The organism is Qipengyuania gelatinilytica, assembly GCF_019711315.1.
Taxonomy (GTDB): domain Bacteria; phylum Pseudomonadota; class Alphaproteobacteria; order Sphingomonadales; family Sphingomonadaceae; genus Qipengyuania; species Qipengyuania gelatinilytica.
The window spans coordinates 1,072,252-1,091,771 of the sequence record NZ_CP081294.1; the positions used below are offsets into that span (position 1 = coordinate 1,072,252).

Consider the following 19,520-nt stretch of genomic DNA (forward strand, 5'->3'; position numbering starts at 1 on the left):
CCCCTTGAGAGGAGACGCCATTTCCATGAATGCCCAGCAAGACCTCGCCGCCCGTCACGAAGCTGTCGATCGCGATCCGGAAAGCTACTGGCTGGAGGAAGCAAGGCGGCTCGACTGGGACACGTTCCCCACCAAGGCCAATCGCAGCTCCTTCGACGAGGCGGATTTCGGCATCCGCTGGTTCGAGGATGGCGAGCTCAATGTCACGGTCAATTGCCTCGACCGTCACCTGGCGGAGCGTGGCGACAAGACTGCGATCGTCTTCGAAGGCGACGAGCCGGGCGAAGGCTACAGCCTCACCTACGCGCAAGTTCACGAGGAAGTCTGCCGTTTCGCCAATGCGCTGAAGGATTGCGGCGTCGGCAAGGGTGACCGCGTGGCGATCTACATGCCGATGATCCCCGAGGCGGCTTTCGCCATGCTCGCCTGCGCAAGGATCGGGGCGATCCATTCGGTGGTTTTCGGCGGCTTTTCGCCGGACAGCCTTGCCGACCGCATCCAGGATTGCGGCGCGAAAATGCTCATCACGGCGGACGAAGGATCGCGCGGCGGCAAGCGCATTCCCTTGAAGGCCAATGCCGACAAGGCGCTCGAGAAATCGCCCGTCGAGGCGGTCATCATGGTCAAGCGCACCGGCGGCGATGTCGCCTTCGTCGAAGGCCGCGACCACTGGTGGCATGTCCTGCGCGAGAAAGTTTCCGCCGATTGCCCGCCCGAGAAGATGAGCGCGGAGGACCCGCTGTTCATCCTCTACACCTCGGGCTCGACCGGCAAGCCAAAGGGCGTGATGCACACTACCGGTGGCTATCTCTACTGGGTGACCGCCACCTTCGACATGCTGTTCGGCGCGAAGGATAACGATGTTTTCTGGTGCACGGCCGACGTCGGCTGGGTCACCGGCCACAGCTATGTCGTTTACGGCCCGCTCGCCAATGGCGCGACGACGGTGATGTTCGACGGCGTGCCGAACTATCCCGACTTCGGGCGGTTCTGGGAAACCTCGAACCGGCTCGGCGTGACCATCTTCTATACCGCCCCCACTGCGATCCGCGCCCTCATGCGCGAGGGAGACGACTGGGTGAAGCGGCACGATCGTTCGCAGATCCGGCTGCTCGGCACCGTGGGAGAACCGATCAATCCCGAGGCGTGGAACTGGTATCACGAGGTCGTCGGCGATGGCCGCTGCGAGATCGTCGACACCTGGTGGCAGACCGAGACCGGCGGCGCGCTGATCGCGCCGGTGCCCGGGGCGGTGGAGACCAAGCCGGGCAGTGCAACCAAGCCCCTGCCCGGCGTCTATCCGGCGCTGGTCGACAATGAGGGCAAGCTGCTGGAAGGGGCGACTTCGGGCAATCTCGTCATCACGCAGAGCTGGCCCGGCCAGATGCGCGGGGTCTGGGGCGATGAAGACCGCTTCTTCCAGACCTATTTCACGACCTATCCGGGGCGCTACTTCACCGGCGACGGCTGTCGGCGCGACGACGATGGCTATTACTGGATCACCGGCCGCGTCGATGACGTGATCAACGTATCCGGTCACCGCATGGGCACGGCCGAGGTCGAAAGCGCGCTGGTCGCCCATCCCAAGGTGGCGGAAGCCGCGGTGGTCGGCATGCCGCATGATGTGAAAGGCCAGGGCATTTACGCCTATGTCACGCTCAATGCGGGCGAGCCGGAGAGCGAGGAATTGCGCAAGGAACTGCGCCAGTTCGTGCGTCAGGAAATCGGCCCGATCGCCTCGCCCGACGTGATCCAGTTCGCTCCCGCGCTGCCCAAGACCCGCAGCGGCAAGATCATGCGCCGTATCCTGCGCAAGATTGCCGAGGGCGAGCCGGACAAGGTCGGCGACACATCAACGCTTGCGGATCCCGCAGTGGTTGACGCGCTGATCGAAGGCGCGAGGTCGGCCTAGGCCGGAAGACGGGCTCCCCGACGGCGATCACCGCCGGAGAGCGTCTTTTCCTGGCCTATCAGAGTACCGCGAAGTCCGACGGTGCGTAGAGCACGTCGAGATATTCCACGGCGACGATGTCGGGCATCACTGCCACAGCGGGTTCCGAGAATTCGCTGGCAGCTTCGACGTCGGCGGCCTGGCTGGCGAGAACCACGGCAACGAGTGCGCCCGCGACATAAATCTCGGTATCCGCACCGTTCTGCACGAAGCCGACGTCCGAACCGTCGGTGTCGCTCAGCAGGATGGTGTCGGGACCGGTGCCGAAGTCGGCGATGATATCCGTGCCGCCGGTGGTGGCGATGACGAAGGTGTCTGCGCCCAGCCCGCCGATCAGCAGGTCGTTTCCGGCGCCGCCGACAAGCAGGTCCTTGCCATTGCCGCCGCTCAGCAGGTCGTTGCCGTCCCCGCCGAACAGCTCGTCCCAGCCGTTGCCGCCGAACAATTCGTCATCGCCGCCGAGGCCGAACACGCTGTCCGATCCATTGCCGGCAAAGATCAGGTCGTTGCCGTCATTGCCGCTCACGTCGTCGGCGCCGTTGCCCGCATCGATCACCTGCACACCGATGTTGAAGCGTGCGAGAACCGGATCGTGGTCCGACACGCCCGAGGCGGTGTGGATGTTGCGATGGACGATATCGATCGCCGCGCCATCGAGCAGGCTTTCACTGGCAAGGATGTGGTCGATCATCTGGGCATTGCCCTGGAACAGCGTGCTGTAGCGCTCGCTCGCGTCGAGCAGGTAGGCAAGGTTCCCCAGCTCGACATCGGTGCCGTCCATCACCATGCCACCGGCATAGTCGAGATCGCCCGTGACAATTTCCAGCGTCTCTTCGAACTGGAAGTCGTTGAAGTCGCCGGCGACGACAATGTTGGCACCTGCGTCGGCAGCCAGCAATGCGCTGACATAGGCGTTGAGCGCAGCAGCCTGCTCGGCTCGCTGCAGTGCGCCTGCCATCTCCGGAAGCTGGTTGGCCGAGAAGATGTTGTCCGAGCCGATCAGCGAGGTGAAGTGGTTGCCGATCACGGTGACGTCTTCGCCATTGAATTCGAACGTCGCCACCAGCGGCGTGCGTGCGAAGGCATCGTCATCGATCGTGAATACCGAATCCGGGTCCAGATCGACGCGGTCGGCACGGTAGAGGAAGGCCACGCGGATATTGCCGCCCGGCTGGCCGCCGGTCTGCCCGTCTTCCACGAAGGGATTGTCGAGCACGTTGTAGCGCACGCCCGTCTGTTCGAAGATCGCATCGGCCAGCGCCTGCAGCGTCATCTCGGCGGACACGGTGCCGTCGTTCCACGAACCGCTGTCGTCCTGGATTTCCTCCAGCACCACGATATCGGGCGCGTTCATCGCCACACCGATGTCGTATGCGATCGCCTCGAAGCGGCCATTGGCCACGTCGGCGTCGCCGTCCGCATCGTTGATGTCGAGGTTGAGCACATTGTAGGTCGCGATCGTCAGCTGGTTGACCGCACCCTCGAGCATCGAGAATTCGGCCAGCGCATTGCTGGGCGCAGCGACGGTGACCATCTCGGTCGGCAGCAGTTCGTAATTGCCGAAGCCATAGCTGATGACGCCGGTCACATTCTCGAGGACCGCGCCGGGTGTCACATTGGGCGTATCGAAGACGACACCGTTGAGGGTCGAACCGCCGTCGATCTGGATACGTTCGGGGTTGAAGTCCGAACCTGCCCCGCTGTCGAATTCGCCAAGGCCGCCTGCGCCGCCTTCGATCACGACCAGGCCGGTTTCGGACACATTGGTGGCCGAAAGGTTGCCGTTGCCGTCGCTTGCCACGGTCCACAGCTCGCCGAAATTGTTGGTGCTGTCGATTGCGACCGGGTTCTCGATCGTGACGAGCATGCCCTCGAGGCTTTCCCAGAAATCGATGCCGTCGGTTGCCGGATCGTAATCGGTCAGCATGTCGTCATCGACCAGTTCGGTCGGGGGCGTGATACCGTTGGGGCCGATCACTACCGCCTGTGGCAGCGCGTTGCCGCTGCTCTCGACGGTGATGGTCGCGTCGGTGATCTGGGTGGTCGAAAGATTGCTTTCGTCATTGCCCGGCGTGAATTCGCCGACCGTTCCACTCACGGTCACGGCATCGCCCGCGACGACGGCAGGCGCCGAACGGGTGAAGACGAAGATAGCGTCCGACGTCGCGTAGTTTCCGTCGCCATCGGGGTCCTGCATGTAGAAGCCGTTCGAGGCGACAGCGGTGACGATGCCGGTGGTGGTGACGAGGTTGTCGACATAGATCGACCGGTGGCCTTCGCCTTGGATCTCTCCGATCTGGAGGTTGAGCGCTTCATCGTTGATGATGGCGCCGGTGGCCTCGCCGTCGCGGATGTCCGCGCCGCCCACTGCATTCGACAGTTCGAGGCCGAGGAACTCGGTCGGTTCGGGCAGCGTATCGCCCACCACCTGGATGGTGATTTCGGCGACGGTCTGGCCGGGCGCGAAAGTCACGGTTCCTGACAGCGCACCAGCGAGGTCGGCAGCGTTCGCCGACTGCGGGCCGTTGCCGAGCACAACCGAATAGTCGACCGAGACTTCGCCATCGGTGCCGCCGGTGCGGCGCACCGTGAAGACCAGCGCGCTCGTGCCGCTGTCGCCCTCGGTCACCGAGGCATCGTCGACATAGAAGCTGCCATTGGGGTTCGGCGCGACGAAGTCCTGGCCGGTGTTCACCGAACCGAAGCTGTCATCGACCGGGCCGGTCCAGCTGAAATCTTCGTAGTTCGAACCGGTGCCGGTCAGCTGGAGCGAGAAGCCTTCGGGGCTGCCTGCTTCCTCGACGTCGACATCGATGCTGGTCAGGCCAGCGGCGGGACCGTCGGTCGCGGTCATCGTTCCTTCGTAGGACAGGAACTGGACAACGTTACCATCGGCATCGACAAGCGCAAAACCGTCGGGCGCGCCGTTCTGAATGCCCGACACATCGAAGCTGATCGTGCCGAAGCCGTCATCCTGGTCGGGAATGATTCCCGAGAGGCTGACGGTGCGGTAAACGCCGCCACCGTTACCGTTGTAGAGCACTATGCTCCAGCCGGTGAGGTCGGTGCCGGCAGCACCGGCGAGTTCGATCGCCTCGCCGACATCGCCACCCGAATTGTCGTAATGGAATTCGTTGAAGAACACGTCGCCACCGGTTGCCGGGGGCGGCGGTGGCGGCGGAGGAGGACCGTCGCCGAAGCTCTGCCCGGCGTTCAGCGTGCCGCGGCTTTCGGCCAACGGGCCGGTCCAGGTGAAGTCGATTGCATCGTTGCCCGTGCCGGTAAGCTGGAGCGAGTCGCCCACATTGGTGGTGCCCGTCTCGGCTACACCGACATCGGTACTTTCGATGCCGGCGGCAGGACCGTCGACGGCGACGAAGGTGCCTTCATAGGAAAGGAACTGGAGCACGCTGCCGTCGGGAGCCACCAGCGCGATCCCGTCGGGTGCACCGTTCTGCAGGCCATTGCTCGGCAGGTCGAAAGCGACTGCGCCAAAGCCCGTGCCCTCGTCGTCGATTACCGAACCGTCGAGCGCGATGGTGTTGTACACCGCGCCGTTTGACCCGTTGTAAAGCACGAGCGAATAGCCCGTCAGGTCGAGCCCGGCAGTACCGGCAACCTCGATGAATTCGCCGACGTCGCTGCTGGCATTGTCATAGTGGAATTCGTTGATGAAGACGACCGGGGTCAGGCTTTCGATGACCTGGCCGGTGTTTGCCGCGCCCGACGTGTTCGCCGAGGCATCCGCCCAGGTGAAGTCGCCATAGGTCGATCCCGTTCCGGTGAGCTGGAGCGAGTCTCCGATCGGAGTGCTGCTCGTTTCCGCCACGCCGATATCGGTGCTGGTCAGGCCCGCTGCGGGGCCAGTAGTCGCGGTGAAGCTGCCTTCGTACGAAAGGAACATGACCACATTGCCGCCTGCATCGACGAGCGCGAAGCCGTCGGGCGCGCCGTTCTGCAAACCGTTGGTCGGCAGGTTGACGGTGGTGAACTGTTCGCTGCCCGAGAGCGCGATGGTGCCATAATCGGTGCCGTTCGAGCCGTTGTAGAGGACCAGCGTCCAACCGGTCAGGTCGATCAGGTCGAGATTTGCGATCTCGATGAATTCGCCCGTGTCGGTGCTTGCATTGTCGTAATGGAACTCATTGATGAATACGCGCGTGCTCGTATCGGCAACCATGATCTGACCCCTCAGAAACTGGAAAGAGCGGCCGCAAGGGATTCGGGCCGCAATCAGAAGGGCTTTTTAAGGTTTTCTTAAGACAAAAGAATGACTCGGCCCGAGTTTTCCCGCCAAATATCGAACTGTCCCATATCGGGACTCATCCGAAATCCAGTCGCAGCGCGCCTCGTGAAACGGAAGTTTTCGCGATTTGTCCGCCAGTACGACCCGTATGGCGACTCTCAGCCCGGACGGACGGATCGATACAGCCACAATCGAAGCCGAGATCGCACGGCTGCAAGGCTTGTGGAGCTCAAACAAGGACGACGGCAGTGAGGCTGCGGCGCAAATCGACCAATGACGCTGATCGACTACGCAAGTACCTCGCTCGGTTCAGCCTGGTCTGGGATGACATCAACTGAGGCGCCGCTAGCCTACCGCCTATTACGGCATGACTTATCCATAAGCGGTCATTCCGCTTACGACCCGATTGCGGACGTTCACGAGCTGTAGGCAGGCCCAACATACTCTACCTCTGAATTGGTCGGTTCAAATCGCATGATTGCGGCCTCTGGCGTATTCTCGACCGTAAGTATCACTGGTTTGCTTGTCGCTCTGCCGAGTAACTTCAGGAAAGAGAGGACATCGGGCAGCAATTCAGGCTGCATATCGCGCGGATTGAGGTCGAACTCGATCTCTTCGGCGGTGAAGAAATGACAGTTCAGCGTGGTGCTGCCTATGTGGACATACATGCTCGGACAGGAAACGCTTGGATCCCTGAATAAGAGTTTCGAAACGTCCCTAGGCAACTCGGTCACTTGACCGTTTATCTGAAGTTCGAGCCTAAACTTGGATTGCCTGAGGCTATCGATGACAGCCTGCCAGTCATCGACGCTCGCGTCTTGCACGTAGATGTCACAAAGCGCACCATCACAGTTCGCAAAGTCTTTTGCTATTAACTGCCATTCCATGCGTTTCGTGTGGGCCAACGACTACAAGATGGCAACGACCGCCTTCCACCCACAAAGAGACGTCAGCGGTGCACATTCTCGGTGAGACGCTGCCGGTCCGCTTAGGGCATGCTCTCGAAAGGCCCGCGCGTCCGGGATGATTGCGCAAGGTGGACCTTCGACACCGGCTCGCAAATCTGTCTCGAAGATATTCAACGGCCCGCTCGAGAGCCCGGGAAAAGCCGATGTAATCTGAACTCGATGATGTCATGCATAGGCACCAAGGTGCGATCCCCCTCCTGTTGCCATCCGACAGGCAGGTAGCGAGCGCCACGCCCCCTGAAAGATCGCCCGGCGCGTGGCCTCAGCATTTTCAAAACGGCGCTTTGACTGATTCGCGGACGTCCTCATTCGGATCGGTCGGCCAGCTGGCCAGGCGCGACGAGCCTCGGCCTGAAGGCCGGATGTTACCGTTCCGGAATGCGGCCTTGCCCGTCGATGTAACCGTTTCGGAACGGCAGCGAAAAAATCCTGCAGGCCCGGGCGGCTGCCATGCCGCAAGCGATTGCATCCAGCCGCAACAGGCCCTCTCCCGTCGCCACCCAAATAAAAAACTGATGGGAGAGTTATCGTGAAAAAGCTTGCCGCAGCGATCCTTGCTGCCTCCACTGCACTTGCCACACCCGCTCTGGCGCAAACGACCACAACCGAGCTGAAGCCTACCGGGACGACCGAGACCCTCGATGATGTGGCCGAGCCTGAAATTCCGCTCGACGACAAATTCCAGGTCAATTTCAAGGGATCGCTGCGCCTCGGCTTCGACTATATCGATGCCGGTACCGATGACGACTCGCTCAACGGCCGCGATTATCTCAGCCGGATTTCCGTAAATGCGAAGAAGCGCGTCGCCGACGGCGTGGCGCTGGTTGGCACGATCGAATACGGCCTGCGGTCGGATAATCTGGTCGACTTCCAGCAAAATGCCGATCCCACCCTGCGCCTTGCCTATGTCGGCGTCCAGTCCGACGATTACGGCAGCCTCTATTACGGTTCGCAGACGATCGTCTTCCACCGCTTCGTACGCAGTTCCTATTTCAGCGACGGGCTGGACTCCACGCGCCTGGGTTCGATCCGCGATGACGACATGCTGCAATATTACTATTCGACCGGCGGATTGACCGTCGGTCTCGCGACCCAGACGGAAAACCAGGACGGCGACAGTTTCGACCAGTTCCAGATCGGGGCCGAGTACGATTTCGACATTGCCAAGATCCAGGTCGCTGGCATCAAGGACAATCGCGGCGGAAACAACGGAACGCTGTGGGGCGTGCGCGGCTGGGTCTTCCCGGCAGACGGCTTGAAGCTGTCGGCCTATCACCACCAGCAGACCGACGATTTCGACCTTTATGGCGGCTCGACCGGGACCGTACGCCTGCGCGATGCGGCAACCGAAGGCCGCGTGGATGGCATTCCGAACTGCAGCGGCGAATCCCGCAGCGTCACGGGCGTATTCGGCAGCTATCGTTTCGGCGGTAACGAATTGCTTGGACGCTATGCAGTGGATTCCTGCGACATCTCTGGCGATGTAAATTCCTACAAGGTGGAATATGCGCACCATTTGTCGAAGGACGCCCGGCTTTGGGTCGCTTTCGAGACGCTCGATAACGATGTGCTTCGCGCACCTTCCTCGAGCAGCGGCGAGAGCCTTTCCCAGTTCCAGGTCGGCGCTCGCTACGATTTCTGATTGCATCGCGGCCGGCTGATGTGAGCCGGCCAAAATGAAGACGCGCCGTATCGACACTTCCCCGTCGGCACGGCGCGTCTTTGTTTCCGCCACCCCAAGACAGGTCATCGACATCGTGCCTTCGGACGTATTATGGCTTGCCGCAGACGCAAAAGCGTCTCCGGGGAGTGGAGGGATGCAGTTTTTCGAAACGTCGGGCGGCGCCTTGTGGCGCAAGGTGGGCATCCGGCTGGTCGGCCTTGCCATGCTGGTCGGAGCCGTGACGCTTGGCGCGTTGCACATGGCGCGGCAAAACGCCCAAAGCGACCTCGACGAACAGATGAACCGTTCCGCCCAGAGTTACGTCGCCGCGATCGAGGGATGGCAGCAGCAATACTGGGCCCTCGCCGCCATATACGCCGAGGACCCATCCTTCGCGCGCATCAATTCGGCGCCAAACATCGAAACCACTGGGCTGCAAAACAGGCTCAACCGCTGGAACGCGGCAACCGGCACCCAGGCGACACTGGTGGTCCGGTCGGATGGATCGCTGGTGGCCGGCGCCTATGCCTCGATCTTTCCCGACGGCGATACGTCGATCATCCCGAGACAAGTCCTCAAGACCGCTTCGGATGGCGGATTGGGGCGCGGCTTCGTGGTCTGGCCGAACGGCTATCGCGGGTACGCCTTCGCTTACGAGGTCTCGCGCAACGCCGGTGACGATCCGCTGATCGTCGTCGTCATCGCGTCGCTCTATGAATTGCAGAAATACGTGCAGCTGCAGGTCGATACGATTTTCGTGACCGATGGCAGGGGCGGGATTGCGGTCGCGAACCAGCGCGGAGCGACGGGAAGAACCGTGGCAGAAGCGCTTGCGGATGATCGTTTCGCGGCTCTCTATCCGCGCGGCGCCGAAGTGCGCGAAGTTACGGATACCCGCAGCAGCTGGCACGTGATCGTCGCCAAATCGCGGGCGGAAGCGCTCGAATATGTCAGGCTGGTGGGATGGCTGGCAGCGATATCGACGTTGGCTGTGGCCCTGCTCGGCTTGCTCGTACTGTCACGGCGCTCGGCCTTGCAGGAGCGATTGGACCTGCAGCGCACGATGCGAAGAGAGCTGGAAGAGACGGTAAAGTGTCGCACCTCCGAGCTCACCGAGGCGAACCGCGACCTCCAGGCCGAGATTGCCCGCCGGCACGTAATCGAAAAGGACCTGCGCGAAACCCATCTGGAACTGACCCAGGCCGCCAAGCTCGCATCGGTGGGGCAGATGTCGGCGGTGGTGAGCCACGAACTGAACCAGCCGCTCACCGCGATCCGGTCCAACGCGGAACTCGCGCGCGAATATCTCGATCGATCGGCAACCGAGCAGGCAAACGCTAAGATCGGCGCGATCCTGGACATGACCGATCGCATTGCCAAGCTGACCAAGCGCCTGCTCAACTTCTCGCGCCAGCCGCGTAGCGATGTTTACCCGGTGGCCCTCGCCCTGCCGCTCGACGATGCACTCGGCATCCTGGAGCCGCGGATCGTCAAGCAGGAGGCGGTGGTGGAAGTGGACTTGCTCCCGGACCTTTTCGTCAACGCCGGACGCAATCGCTTGTCGCAGGTCTTCATCAACCTGATCGCCAACGCGCTCGACGCCTGTTCGGCCGGCGCGGACCCGTGCGCGATAAACATCGCGTCGTTCGAAAAGGATGGCCAGATCGAGATATCCTTCTCCGACAATGGTCCGGGCGTACCCGATGACAGGATGGCACGGATCTTCGACGCCTTCTATTCGACCAAGGAGCGCGGCGAGGGACTGGGCCTCGGCCTGTCCGTGTCGATGAAGATCATCGAGGAATTCGGCGGCAGCTTGCAATACCGGCGCGGCGAAAACGGAGGCGCGGTCTTCGTTGTCGCGCTTCCCCTCCTTGCCAGAAGGGACGAGGCAGCATGAGCGAGAAAACCGATGTCATCTTCATCGATGACGATCAGGATGTGCGGGATACGACCGTGGAAAGCCTCACCGTCGCCGGCTGGCAGGTCATGGCTTTCGCCAAGGCCGAACGCGCGCTTGAACGCTTGTCTCGCGATTTTTCCGGCATCGTCGTCTCCGATATCCGCATGCCGGGCATGGACGGGCTGAAATTCTTGGCTGCCGCGCAGGAAATCGACGAAGCGCTGCCGGTGATCCTGATTACCGGGCATGGCGATGTCCCGCTGGCCGTCGATGCGATGCAAAAAGGCGCCTTCGACTTCCTGGAAAAGCCGTTCTCGAACCAGTCGCTTCGCGAGCGCGTCGACCGCGCGCTCCAGTTTCGCAAACTCTCGCTCGAGAACCGGGAACTGCGCGCCAATATCGAAGGGGCGGGAGATGCGCTGGACCGGTTGATGGTCGGGTCTTCGACGGTGATGACAAGGACCCGCGAGCGGCTGCGCTCGCTCGCGCCCACCGATCTCGACGTGCTGATCACCGGCGAAACCGGCACGGGCAAGGATCTGGCCGCACGCCTGCTGCACGATCTTTCGCCGCGCGCCGGAAAACCCTTCGTGGCGATCAACCTCGCCGTCCTGCCGCAGGACAATATCGAACACCTCTTGTTCGGTCACGAAGCCGATGCCTTCCCGGGGGCAAGCCGGGCGCGCTATGGCAGGCTGGAACACGCGCGCGGCGGAACGCTGTACCTCGACGAGGTGGGTTCGCTGCCTCCCTCGCTCCAGACCAAATTGCTGCGGCTTGTGGAAACGCGGACCTTCGAACGGGTCGGAGGATACGACCAGATCGACCTCGACGCGCGCATCATCACATCAACCAACCGCTCGCTTGAAGACATGGTTGCGAATGGCGATTTTCGTCAGGACCTGCTCTATCGGTTTGCGGTCGCGACTGTCGCAATGCCTTCGCTGGGCGATCGGCTCGAGGACTTGCCCGCGCTGTTCCAGCATTTGCTGGCAGCGACGGCAACGCGCCACAATGTCTTCGATTACCGTCGCCCCTCGGCGCAGTTCCTGTCCTCGCTTTCGCAGCGGCAATGGCCGGGCAATGTGCGGGAGTTGCGCAATCTCGCCGAACGTTTCCTCATGGGGATAGATGACGAGCAGGACGCTGGCGCGACGCCCGGCGGGTCCGAACGACCGACACTGCACCAGATCATGGAGACAGCCGAGCGCGAGACGCTTGTCGATGCGCTGATCCGGCACGAAGGCAATCTTAAAGCGACCTACGAAGAGCTCGGGATTTCGCGAAAGACGCTCTACGAAAAGATGATTCGCCACGAACTGAACCGGGTCGATTTTGCGTCCGGCGAATAGGCGTTGATCGAAGTCATCGGGTTGATGTTACCTTTCCGTTATACCTTCCACGAGGCGAATGTGTCGGAAGCGAGACGAAGTGCAAACACGAGGACGTTTTCTTTCGCTACGCGCTGGTTCAGCGATTGTCCGGAGCCTGCAAATCCTCTTCCCCGGATCGCGAGCACTGCAAAGGTGCCTGACAAAGAGAATATGGGAGAATTAGGATGTTGAAGGTTTTCACCTACACCACGGCTATCGCCGCACTGGCACTTGCCGGATGCAGCGCAGGCAATGACGATGCGGCGGCTGGCAGCGAAGGCACCAGCGGCGATGTTGCTGCAAACAGCGGCTGCGATGCCGGCGAACAGGTCATCAAGTTCAGCCACGTCACCAATACCGACAAGCACCCCAAGGGGATCGCGGCCAACCTCCTCCAGGAACGCGTGAACGAGGAAATGAACGGCCGCATGTGCATGGAGGTCTACCCCAACTCCATGCTCTACGATGACGACAAGGTGCTTGAAGCCATGCTGCTGGGCGATGTCCAGATGGCCGCCCCTTCGCTGTCGAAGTTCGAAAATTACACCACGAAGCTGCGCATCTTCAACTTCCCGTTCCTGTTCGACAACATCGACGCGGTCGATCGTTTCCAGGCCTCGCCGGCCGGTCAGGATCTCCTGAATTCGATGAGCGACAAGGGCCTGAAGGGGCTTTCGTTCTGGCATTCGGGCATGAAGCAGCTTTCGGCTGACAAGCCGTTGCTGGTCCCCGCCGATGCGCGCGGCCTGAAATTCCGTGTCGAGAACTCCGACGTGCTGGTGGCCGTGTTCGACCAGCTCGGCGCCAACCCGCAGAAGATGTCGTTCAAGGAAGTCTACGGCGCGCTCCAGACCGGCGTCGTCGACGGTCAGGAGAACAGCTGGTCGAACATCTATGGCCAGAAGTTCTTCGAGGTGCAGGACGGGATCACCAACACCGATCACGGCGTGCTCGACTACATGGTCGTGACCAGCTCGCGTTGGTGGGACGGCCTCGATGAACAGGATCGTGCCGACCTTACCCGCATCCTGAAGGAAGTCTCGCAGGAACGGAACGCGGCGGTGAACGACCTGGAAGCCGAAGCGCGTGCAGCGATCGAAGCAACCGGCACGGTCGTGCGTGAGCTTACCCCCGAACAGCGCGAGCAGTGGGTTACTGCCCTGCGCCCGGTGTGGGAGCGTTTCACGCCTGACGTAGGCGCTGCTACGGTCAAGGCCGCACAGGACGCCAACAAGCAGTAATCGACCGCTCGATTAACTGCACAACGCAGGCGCGGCTGACCTGAGTTCTTCTGCCGCGCCTGCACATTCCCTGAGAGAGGATAAGCGATGTTCTATGAGATGGGCGAAAAGCCCGGCCTGATAGGGCGCGTGGAGCGTCATTTCATTGCCATCACACTCGGGCTGATGACCATCATCACCTTCGTGAACGTCGTTGCCCGATATGTTTTCAATTCCAACGTCCTGTGGGCCGTCGAAGGCACGGTCTACCTGTTCGCCTGGCTGGTCCTGATCGGATCGGCGCATTGCGTGGCCATCACGGCCCATCTCGGCGTTGACGCTGCGGTCAACTTGCTGGGACGCACGGGCAAGCGGATCGCGGCGCTTTTCGCGGTGACGGCCTGCCTCGCCTATACCATCCTGCTGCTGATCGGATCGTGGCAGTACTGGTATCCCTTTGTCACCGACCTCTCGTTCCTCGAGACCGAAGACATCCCGATGATCCCCTTCGTGGACGGCCTCGCCTTCATGAACGGCGGCGAGCCCTACGAGAACCTGCCGCGCTTCATCCCCTATTTCGTGCTGCCGCTGTCGATGGTGATGCTCACTATCCGCTTCGCAATCTCCGCGGTCGAAATCCTGCGCGGCAAACGCGATCTCGTCGTCGCAAGCCATGAGGTGGTCGACGAAATCGAGGATCGCGATGCGCATGTGAATGCCGCCGCCGCGTCCACCCCGTCCGATCCGGCCAAGGAGGCCCGTGATGTTTGAAGTCACAATACTTTTCCTGATGGTCATCGGCCTGCTGATGATCGGCGCACCGGTCGGTGTGTCCCTCGGTCTCAGCTCGATCATCTTCCTGCTGATTTACGCCAACGGCTCGCTGGTTTCGGTCGCGAACACGCTCTTCGATGCGTTCCAGGGGCATTACACCCTGCTCGCCATTCCCTTCTTCATCCTGGCTGCGGCTTTCATGTCGACGGGCGGAGTCGCGCAGCGGATCATCCGCTTCGCCATCGCCTGCGTCGGCCATCTGCCCGGCGGACTGGCCATTGCCGGCGTCTTTGCCTGCATGCTGTTCGCCGCCCTTTCGGGATCGTCGCCCGCCACCGTGGTTGCCGTGGGATCGATCGTGATCGCGGGCATGACGCAGGTCGGCTACCCCAAGGAATTCGGCGCCGGCGTGGTTTGTAACGCCGGTACGCTCGGCATCCTCCTGCCGCCGTCCATCGTCATGGTGGTTTACGCCGCGACCGTCGATGTTTCGGTCGGCCGCATGTTCCTTGCAGGGGTCATCCCCGGCCTGATCGCAGGCGGCATGCTGATGGTCGCCATCTACGGCTACGCACGCTGGAAGAAGCTGGCGCGCGGTCAGTGGGCTGGCTGGCGCGAGATCGGGCGGTCGGGCGCAGACGCGTTCTGGGGCCTGATGCTGGTCGTGGTGGTCCTGGGCGGCATCTGGGGCGGTGTCTTCACGCCGACCGAAGCTGCAGCGATGGCCGCCGTCTATGCCTTCGTGGTTGCGAACTTCATCTATCGCGACATGGGTCCGCTCAAGGCACCCGCGGCCGAAGGCAGTCCGGTGATGATCACCGAACAGACGACGGACACCGGCGTGCTGGCCATGAACGGCGGCACTGCCGTGCTCGGCGGCCCCGGTCCGGTGGCAGCGGCAAGCCAGGACATCGATCCGCGCACCCGGCCGATCTCCCTGCTGCGCAAGCCGCAGGCCCTGCTGACCGCGTGGTTCCACAAGGACACGCAAGAAGTCCTCTACGATGCCGGCAAGATCACCATCACCTTGATGTTCATCATCGCCAACGCGCTGATCCTCAAGCACGTCCTCACCGAAGAGCAGCTGCCGCAGCATATCACGCAGGCGATGCTCGGATGGGGCCTTGGCCCGGTGACCTTCCTCATCGTGGTGAACCTGATCCTGCTCGTCGGCGGCCAGTTCATGGAGCCATCGGGTCTGATCGTGATCGTGGCGCCGCTGGTTTTCCCGATCGCGATGGAGCTGGGGATCGATCCGATCCACCTCGGCATCATCATGGTCGTGAACATGGAGATCGGAATGATCACACCGCCGGTCGGGCTCAATCTCTTCGTCACCTCCGGGGTCGCCAACATGTCGATGCTGGCGGTGGTCAAGGCAGCCCTGCCGTGGCTCGGGATCCTCGTGATCTTCCTGATCATGGTGACCTACATCCCGATCCTTTCGACCTTCCTGCCAACTCTCATGATGGGGCCGGAAACCGTCATCCGGTAATCGGGTCCCATCGGGCCGGGAACGCTCCTCTCTCTACGTTCCCGGCCAACCTTTCCGCTTGCGTTTCCAAGCGACGACATTCCTTCAAGGATGCCCACGAATGCCAGGCAATGCCCGATCAATACTGGCCGACCCATTGCTGAACAAAGGCACCGCCTTCACCGAAAAAGAGCGCGATGCGCTGGGCCTTCACGGTATCCTGCCGCACCATGTTTCAACCATCGAGGACCAGACGGTGCGGCGCATCGCAGTCCTCAGGTCGCTGAAGACGCCGTTCGAAAAATACGCTTTCCTGCGCGACCTGCAGGAAACCAACGAAACGCTTTTCTACGCGGTCCTGGCCAAGCACCGCAAAGAGCTGCTGCCCCTCATCTATACGCCGACCGTTGGCGAAGCCTGCGTGCGGTTCAGCGAGATCTACCGCAGGCCGCGTGGCCTGTTCCTGTCCTATCCGATGAAAGGCCGCTTGCGCGAAATTCTCGCAGGGATGCCGGATGGCATTCGCGTCGTGTGCGCCACCGATGGCGAGCGGATCCTTGGCCTCGGCGATCAGGGCGCAGGAGGCATGGGCATCCCGATCGGCAAGCTTTCGCTCTATACCGATTGCGCCGGTATCGACCCGGCCACTACCCTGCCGATCCTGCTCGACACGGGAACCGACAATAGTGAGCTGCGGCATGATCCGCTTTATGTCGGGTGGCGGCACGAACGGGTCCGCGGCGCACAATATGATGCATTTGTCGACGAATTCGTCGAGGCGATCCGCGAGCGCTGGCCAGAGGCGATTCTACAATGGGAAGACTTTGCCGGACCAAATGCGGTGGCCTTGCTGGAGCGCTATCGCAACCGGCTCCCCTCTTTCAACGACGATATTCAGGGAACCGCCGCAACCGCGCTGGCAGCCATTCTCTCTGCTGAGAAGCAGGCCGGCATCGACCTTGCCGAAAGCGCCATCATGCTGTTCGGGGCCGGCGCGGCAGGGTGCGGTATCGCCGCCCTGCTGATCGAGGCGCTGGAGCAGCGCGGCGTGTCGCGCGAACAGGCTGCCGGAAACATCTATGCCATCGATCGCGATGGCCTCCTCATCGAAGACCATAACGTCGAAACAGCCGGGCAGGCGCTGGTCGCGCGGCCAGCGTGCGAGAAACAGCGATGGTGTGCATCGGGCAAGGCACCGGGATTGCTGGAAGCAGTCGAACAGGTGGGGCCAGCCGTACTCATCGGCACTTCCGGACAGTTCGGGGCTTTCGACGAGCAGGTTGTGAGAAGCATGGCCCGGCAGCAGGGCCAGCCGATCATCCTACCGCTATCCAATCCTGTCAGCCGCTCCGAAGCGACTGCGGCCGATATTCTGGAATGGTCGGACGGGCGCGCGGTCGTGGGAACCGGAAGCCCCTCGCTCGGGGCTGCGACGCAGGTCAACAACGTCTACATCTTCCCCGGAATCGGCCTTGGCGCTCTCGTGTCGGGAACGAGCCAAATTACCGACGAGATGTTTATCGAAGCGGCAAATGCGCTCGCTTCGCTGGGCATCGAGCAGGATGCAGCGGCCCTCTTCCCCGGGGAAGAAACCCTGCCGCAGATCGCCGGCGTGGTGGCTTTGGCCGTTTGCCGCATCGCCGAACGCGATCTCGGAATTCCCGCACCGCCCGACGGATGGCAGGCTGCCATCGAAAGGTACCGCTGGTCTCCAGTCTACCGCAATTACGCCGATTGAGACCGAGTTATCCAAGGGCTGAACGGATAGGCGGCAGGCGCTTGTGTGCCGGGCCTCGCTCTGCCTATTTCGCTTTGGTCCAGACTTGCGACTTGCACACCAGGCCGCCCAGTTCGCAGCCCGAGATCTTGAGATGGTCCGGATCGATCAAGGTGAGATGGGCAGAGACGTGAGTGTTCATGTCAGGCACAAAAGCTGTGCCGGACCAGGCCGTTGTATCAACGCGCACGAAGTTCTGCAGGAGGTGTTCCCCCACCAGATTATCGACGCCGGCACGCCGGGCATCCGCCTGTGCCTTGGCCGAAGCACTTACAACAACCCCGCACAGGTTCTTCCCGCAGTATTCCGTCCGGACAGAGACTGTTCCATCCGGGTTCTGCCAGATACCCAGAACTGGATTATCGTCGCCGCTAGCCTGAGCCATGGCCGGGGTGGATGCATGCGCCACAAACGCGCTTGCCCAAAAGGCCAGCGCAAGAACGCGAAACTGCCGTAGATTGCTTGCTCTCATAGTCTTCTTTTTCTCTCGGTTCCTGCTGGGTCAGTAGGGCGACGCGTCCCTGCCCCAGGCCCTAGCGTCAAATTGTGACACAAAGCAATTGCGCGCCTTTTCACAAGTTTGATCGTTCGGCCCGGAGCCTTCTTCGCTCCAATCTCGCTTGCCGGACCAAGGACGTTGACGACACGCGGAATGATTGCTTGATGATCACCCAATGAGCAGCAGGCAATCCCACAAAGAGCAACACAGACTGGCGATCGGAGGATCGCTGAGAGCGGCGGCTCTGGGCGCGAATGATGGCATCGTCTCGGTATCCAGCCTGTTGCTTGGGATCGCGGCGGCATCGGGCGATCGGACGCATATCCTTATCGGCGGCATTGCGGCGCTGGTCGGCGGTGCGATGTCGATGGCCGCGGGCGAATATATTTCGGTGAGCGCGCAACGAGACCTCGAGCAGGCCGAACTGGGCATCGAACGGCGCGAACTTGCTGAAGATCCCGTGGCGGAGGAAGCGGAGCTGGCCCGGATCTATGAAGCAAGGGGAGTATCGAAAGATCTCGCGGCGCAAGTGGCCGGACAATTGACGGCAACCGATCCACTGGGTGCCCATGCGCGCGACGAACTTGGCATTACGGAGCAGCTCAAAGCAAGGCCGCTCTCCGCCGCCCTGGCTTCCGCCACGAGCTTCACCGTCGGGGCAATCCTGCCCTTGGCAGCGACATATCTTTCACCCGCCGGTGCGGTCGAGCCGGCCATCCTGGCCAGCTCCCTCCTCGGCCTCATCTTGCTTGGATACCTCGCCGGAAAGGCAGGTTCGCAGGTTACGCTTCGCGGAATAGCCCGCGTGGTGCTCTGGGGTGTGATAGCGATGGGCGTCACCTGGCTGGCAGGGCACCTGGTCAGCGGTTTTACCCAAACAACTGGATGAAAAACGGTCTCGGGCAATTCCACGCGAAATGGCCTTATGCCCAGCGCCCGGTTTAGGGCATGACGCGCGCTCATGCAGTTGGAACAGTTTCTCTCGCAATACGGCCTTTGGGGTATTGGCATAGGTACCGGCCTCGAAGGTGAAACGGTCGCCGTGCTTGGCGGAGTGTTTGTGCATCGCGGGCTGCTATCCTTCGTGCCGGCGGTTCTTGCGGCAGCGCTGGGTTCGTTTCTTGCCGACCAGATTATCTTCGGCCTCGGGCGTCGCTTTCGCGATACCGCTCAGGTCCGGAAACTTCGGCAAAGGCCGACCTTCAAACGGGCGCGGGCCTTCTTCGATCGTCATCCGCTCAGCTTTGTTTTCGCGTTCCGATTTCTTTACGGGCTGCGAACGGTCAGCCCGATTGCAATAGGCACCACCGATTTTCCAGCAATCCGTTTCATGCTCATCAACGCAGTTGCCGCTCTTCTATGGGCCGTGATCTTCATTTCGCTTGGTTACTTCTTCGGGCAGGCGATCGAAGTCGTGTTTGGCAAGGCGCGTTTAATCGAAATGATCATCGGCACCTTGGCGATTGTTTTCGTCGCTGCGTATTTTGTCCGGCCCCTGCTGGTGCGGCGCTAGTGTGTTCTGGGATCAACCGGTCCCAAGAACCGCGGTCCCTTGCAGGTGCGAGCGCGATTGGCAGAGCATCTCTCTGAAAGTGACCGCCCCTTCCTTGAGAAATGAAACGGGCTTCAATTCCTGAGAATTTGTGGTTAGTGCCCCCGCTGCTAACAGGTG

13 protein-coding genes are annotated in these 19,520 nt (G+C 61.6%); 10 read left to right on the forward strand and 3 right to left on the reverse strand.

Features of this window, described 5'->3' with window-relative positions; translation table 11 throughout:
- The first annotated feature begins 25 nt into the window (after positions 1–25).
- On the forward strand, positions 26–1,912 hold the full coding sequence (gene acs, locus K3136_RS05370; protein ID WP_221431855.1) for an acetate--CoA ligase: 1,887 nt from the start codon (positions 26–28) through the stop codon (positions 1,910–1,912).
- A gap of 58 nt (positions 1,913–1,970) precedes the next feature.
- Here acs and K3136_RS05375 read toward each other — a convergent pair whose 3' ends face one another.
- On the reverse strand, positions 1,971–6,131 hold the full coding sequence (locus tag K3136_RS05375; RefSeq protein WP_221431856.1) for an endonuclease/exonuclease/phosphatase family protein: 4,161 nt from the start codon (positions 6,129–6,131) through the stop codon (positions 1,971–1,973).
- A 482-nt stretch (positions 6,132–6,613) separates the two neighbouring features.
- The gene (locus K3136_RS05380) at positions 6,614–7,084 is read right to left on the reverse strand and encodes a hypothetical protein (RefSeq protein ID WP_221431857.1); all 471 of its coding nucleotides are present in this window, start codon (positions 7,082–7,084) and stop codon (positions 6,614–6,616) included.
- Between the two features lie 610 nt (positions 7,085–7,694).
- Here K3136_RS05380 and K3136_RS05385 point away from each other — a divergent pair.
- The 7 genes from K3136_RS05385 (at position 7,695) to K3136_RS05415 (ending at position 17,310) form a co-directional block, all read left to right on the forward strand.
- On the forward strand, positions 7,695–8,807 hold the full coding sequence (locus tag K3136_RS05385; protein WP_221431858.1) for a porin: 1,113 nt from the start codon (positions 7,695–7,697) through the stop codon (positions 8,805–8,807).
- A 175-nt stretch (positions 8,808–8,982) separates the two neighbouring features.
- Positions 8,983–10,728, forward strand: coding sequence for a sensor histidine kinase (locus K3136_RS05390; protein ID WP_221431859.1), 1,746 nt, complete (start codon positions 8,983–8,985; stop codon positions 10,726–10,728).
- Positions 10,725–12,083: a sigma-54-dependent transcriptional regulator gene (locus K3136_RS05395; protein ID WP_221431860.1), complete on the forward strand. Its 1,359-nt coding sequence runs from the start codon at positions 10,725–10,727 to the stop codon at positions 12,081–12,083. The genes K3136_RS05390 and K3136_RS05395 overlap by 4 nt, the downstream gene beginning before the upstream one ends.
- A 206-nt stretch (positions 12,084–12,289) precedes the next feature.
- Positions 12,290–13,345, forward strand: coding sequence for a DctP family TRAP transporter solute-binding subunit (locus tag K3136_RS05400; RefSeq protein ID WP_221431861.1), 1,056 nt, complete (start codon positions 12,290–12,292; stop codon positions 13,343–13,345).
- An 87-nt stretch (positions 13,346–13,432) separates the two neighbouring features.
- Entirely contained in the window at positions 13,433–14,095 is a 663-nt protein-coding gene (locus K3136_RS05405; protein ID WP_221431862.1) for a TRAP transporter small permease, read from the forward strand.
- Positions 14,088–15,593 carry a TRAP transporter large permease gene (locus tag K3136_RS05410; RefSeq protein ID WP_221431863.1) on the forward strand — a complete coding sequence of 502 codons (1,506 nt, stop codon included), beginning with the start codon at positions 14,088–14,090 and terminating at the stop codon, positions 15,591–15,593. Before K3136_RS05405 ends, K3136_RS05410 begins: the two co-directional genes overlap by 8 nt.
- 100 nt (positions 15,594–15,693) lie before the next feature.
- Entirely contained in the window at positions 15,694–17,310 is a 1,617-nt protein-coding gene (locus K3136_RS05415; protein WP_282100034.1) for an NAD-dependent malic enzyme, read from the forward strand.
- A gap of 64 nt (positions 17,311–17,374) precedes the next feature.
- On the opposite strand, the gene K3136_RS05420 is transcribed toward K3136_RS05415, so the two are convergent.
- Complete coding sequence (locus K3136_RS05420; RefSeq protein ID WP_221431865.1) at positions 17,375–17,734, reverse strand: DUF2147 domain-containing protein; 360 nt, start codon at positions 17,732–17,734, stop codon at positions 17,375–17,377.
- Positions 17,735–18,005: 271 nt separating this feature from the next.
- Between K3136_RS05420 and K3136_RS05425 the strand changes: the two genes are divergently transcribed.
- Both K3136_RS05425 and K3136_RS05430 read left to right on the forward strand, forming a co-directional pair.
- On the forward strand, positions 18,006–18,737 hold the full coding sequence (locus tag K3136_RS05425; RefSeq protein ID WP_345725181.1) for a VIT1/CCC1 transporter family protein: 732 nt from the start codon (positions 18,006–18,008) through the stop codon (positions 18,735–18,737).
- Positions 18,738–18,809: 72 nt separating this feature from the next.
- Positions 18,810–19,361 (forward strand): DedA family protein, encoded by a 552-nt coding sequence (locus K3136_RS05430; protein WP_221431866.1) that lies wholly within the window; start codon positions 18,810–18,812, stop codon positions 19,359–19,361.
- Positions 19,362–19,520 lie beyond the last annotated feature (159 nt).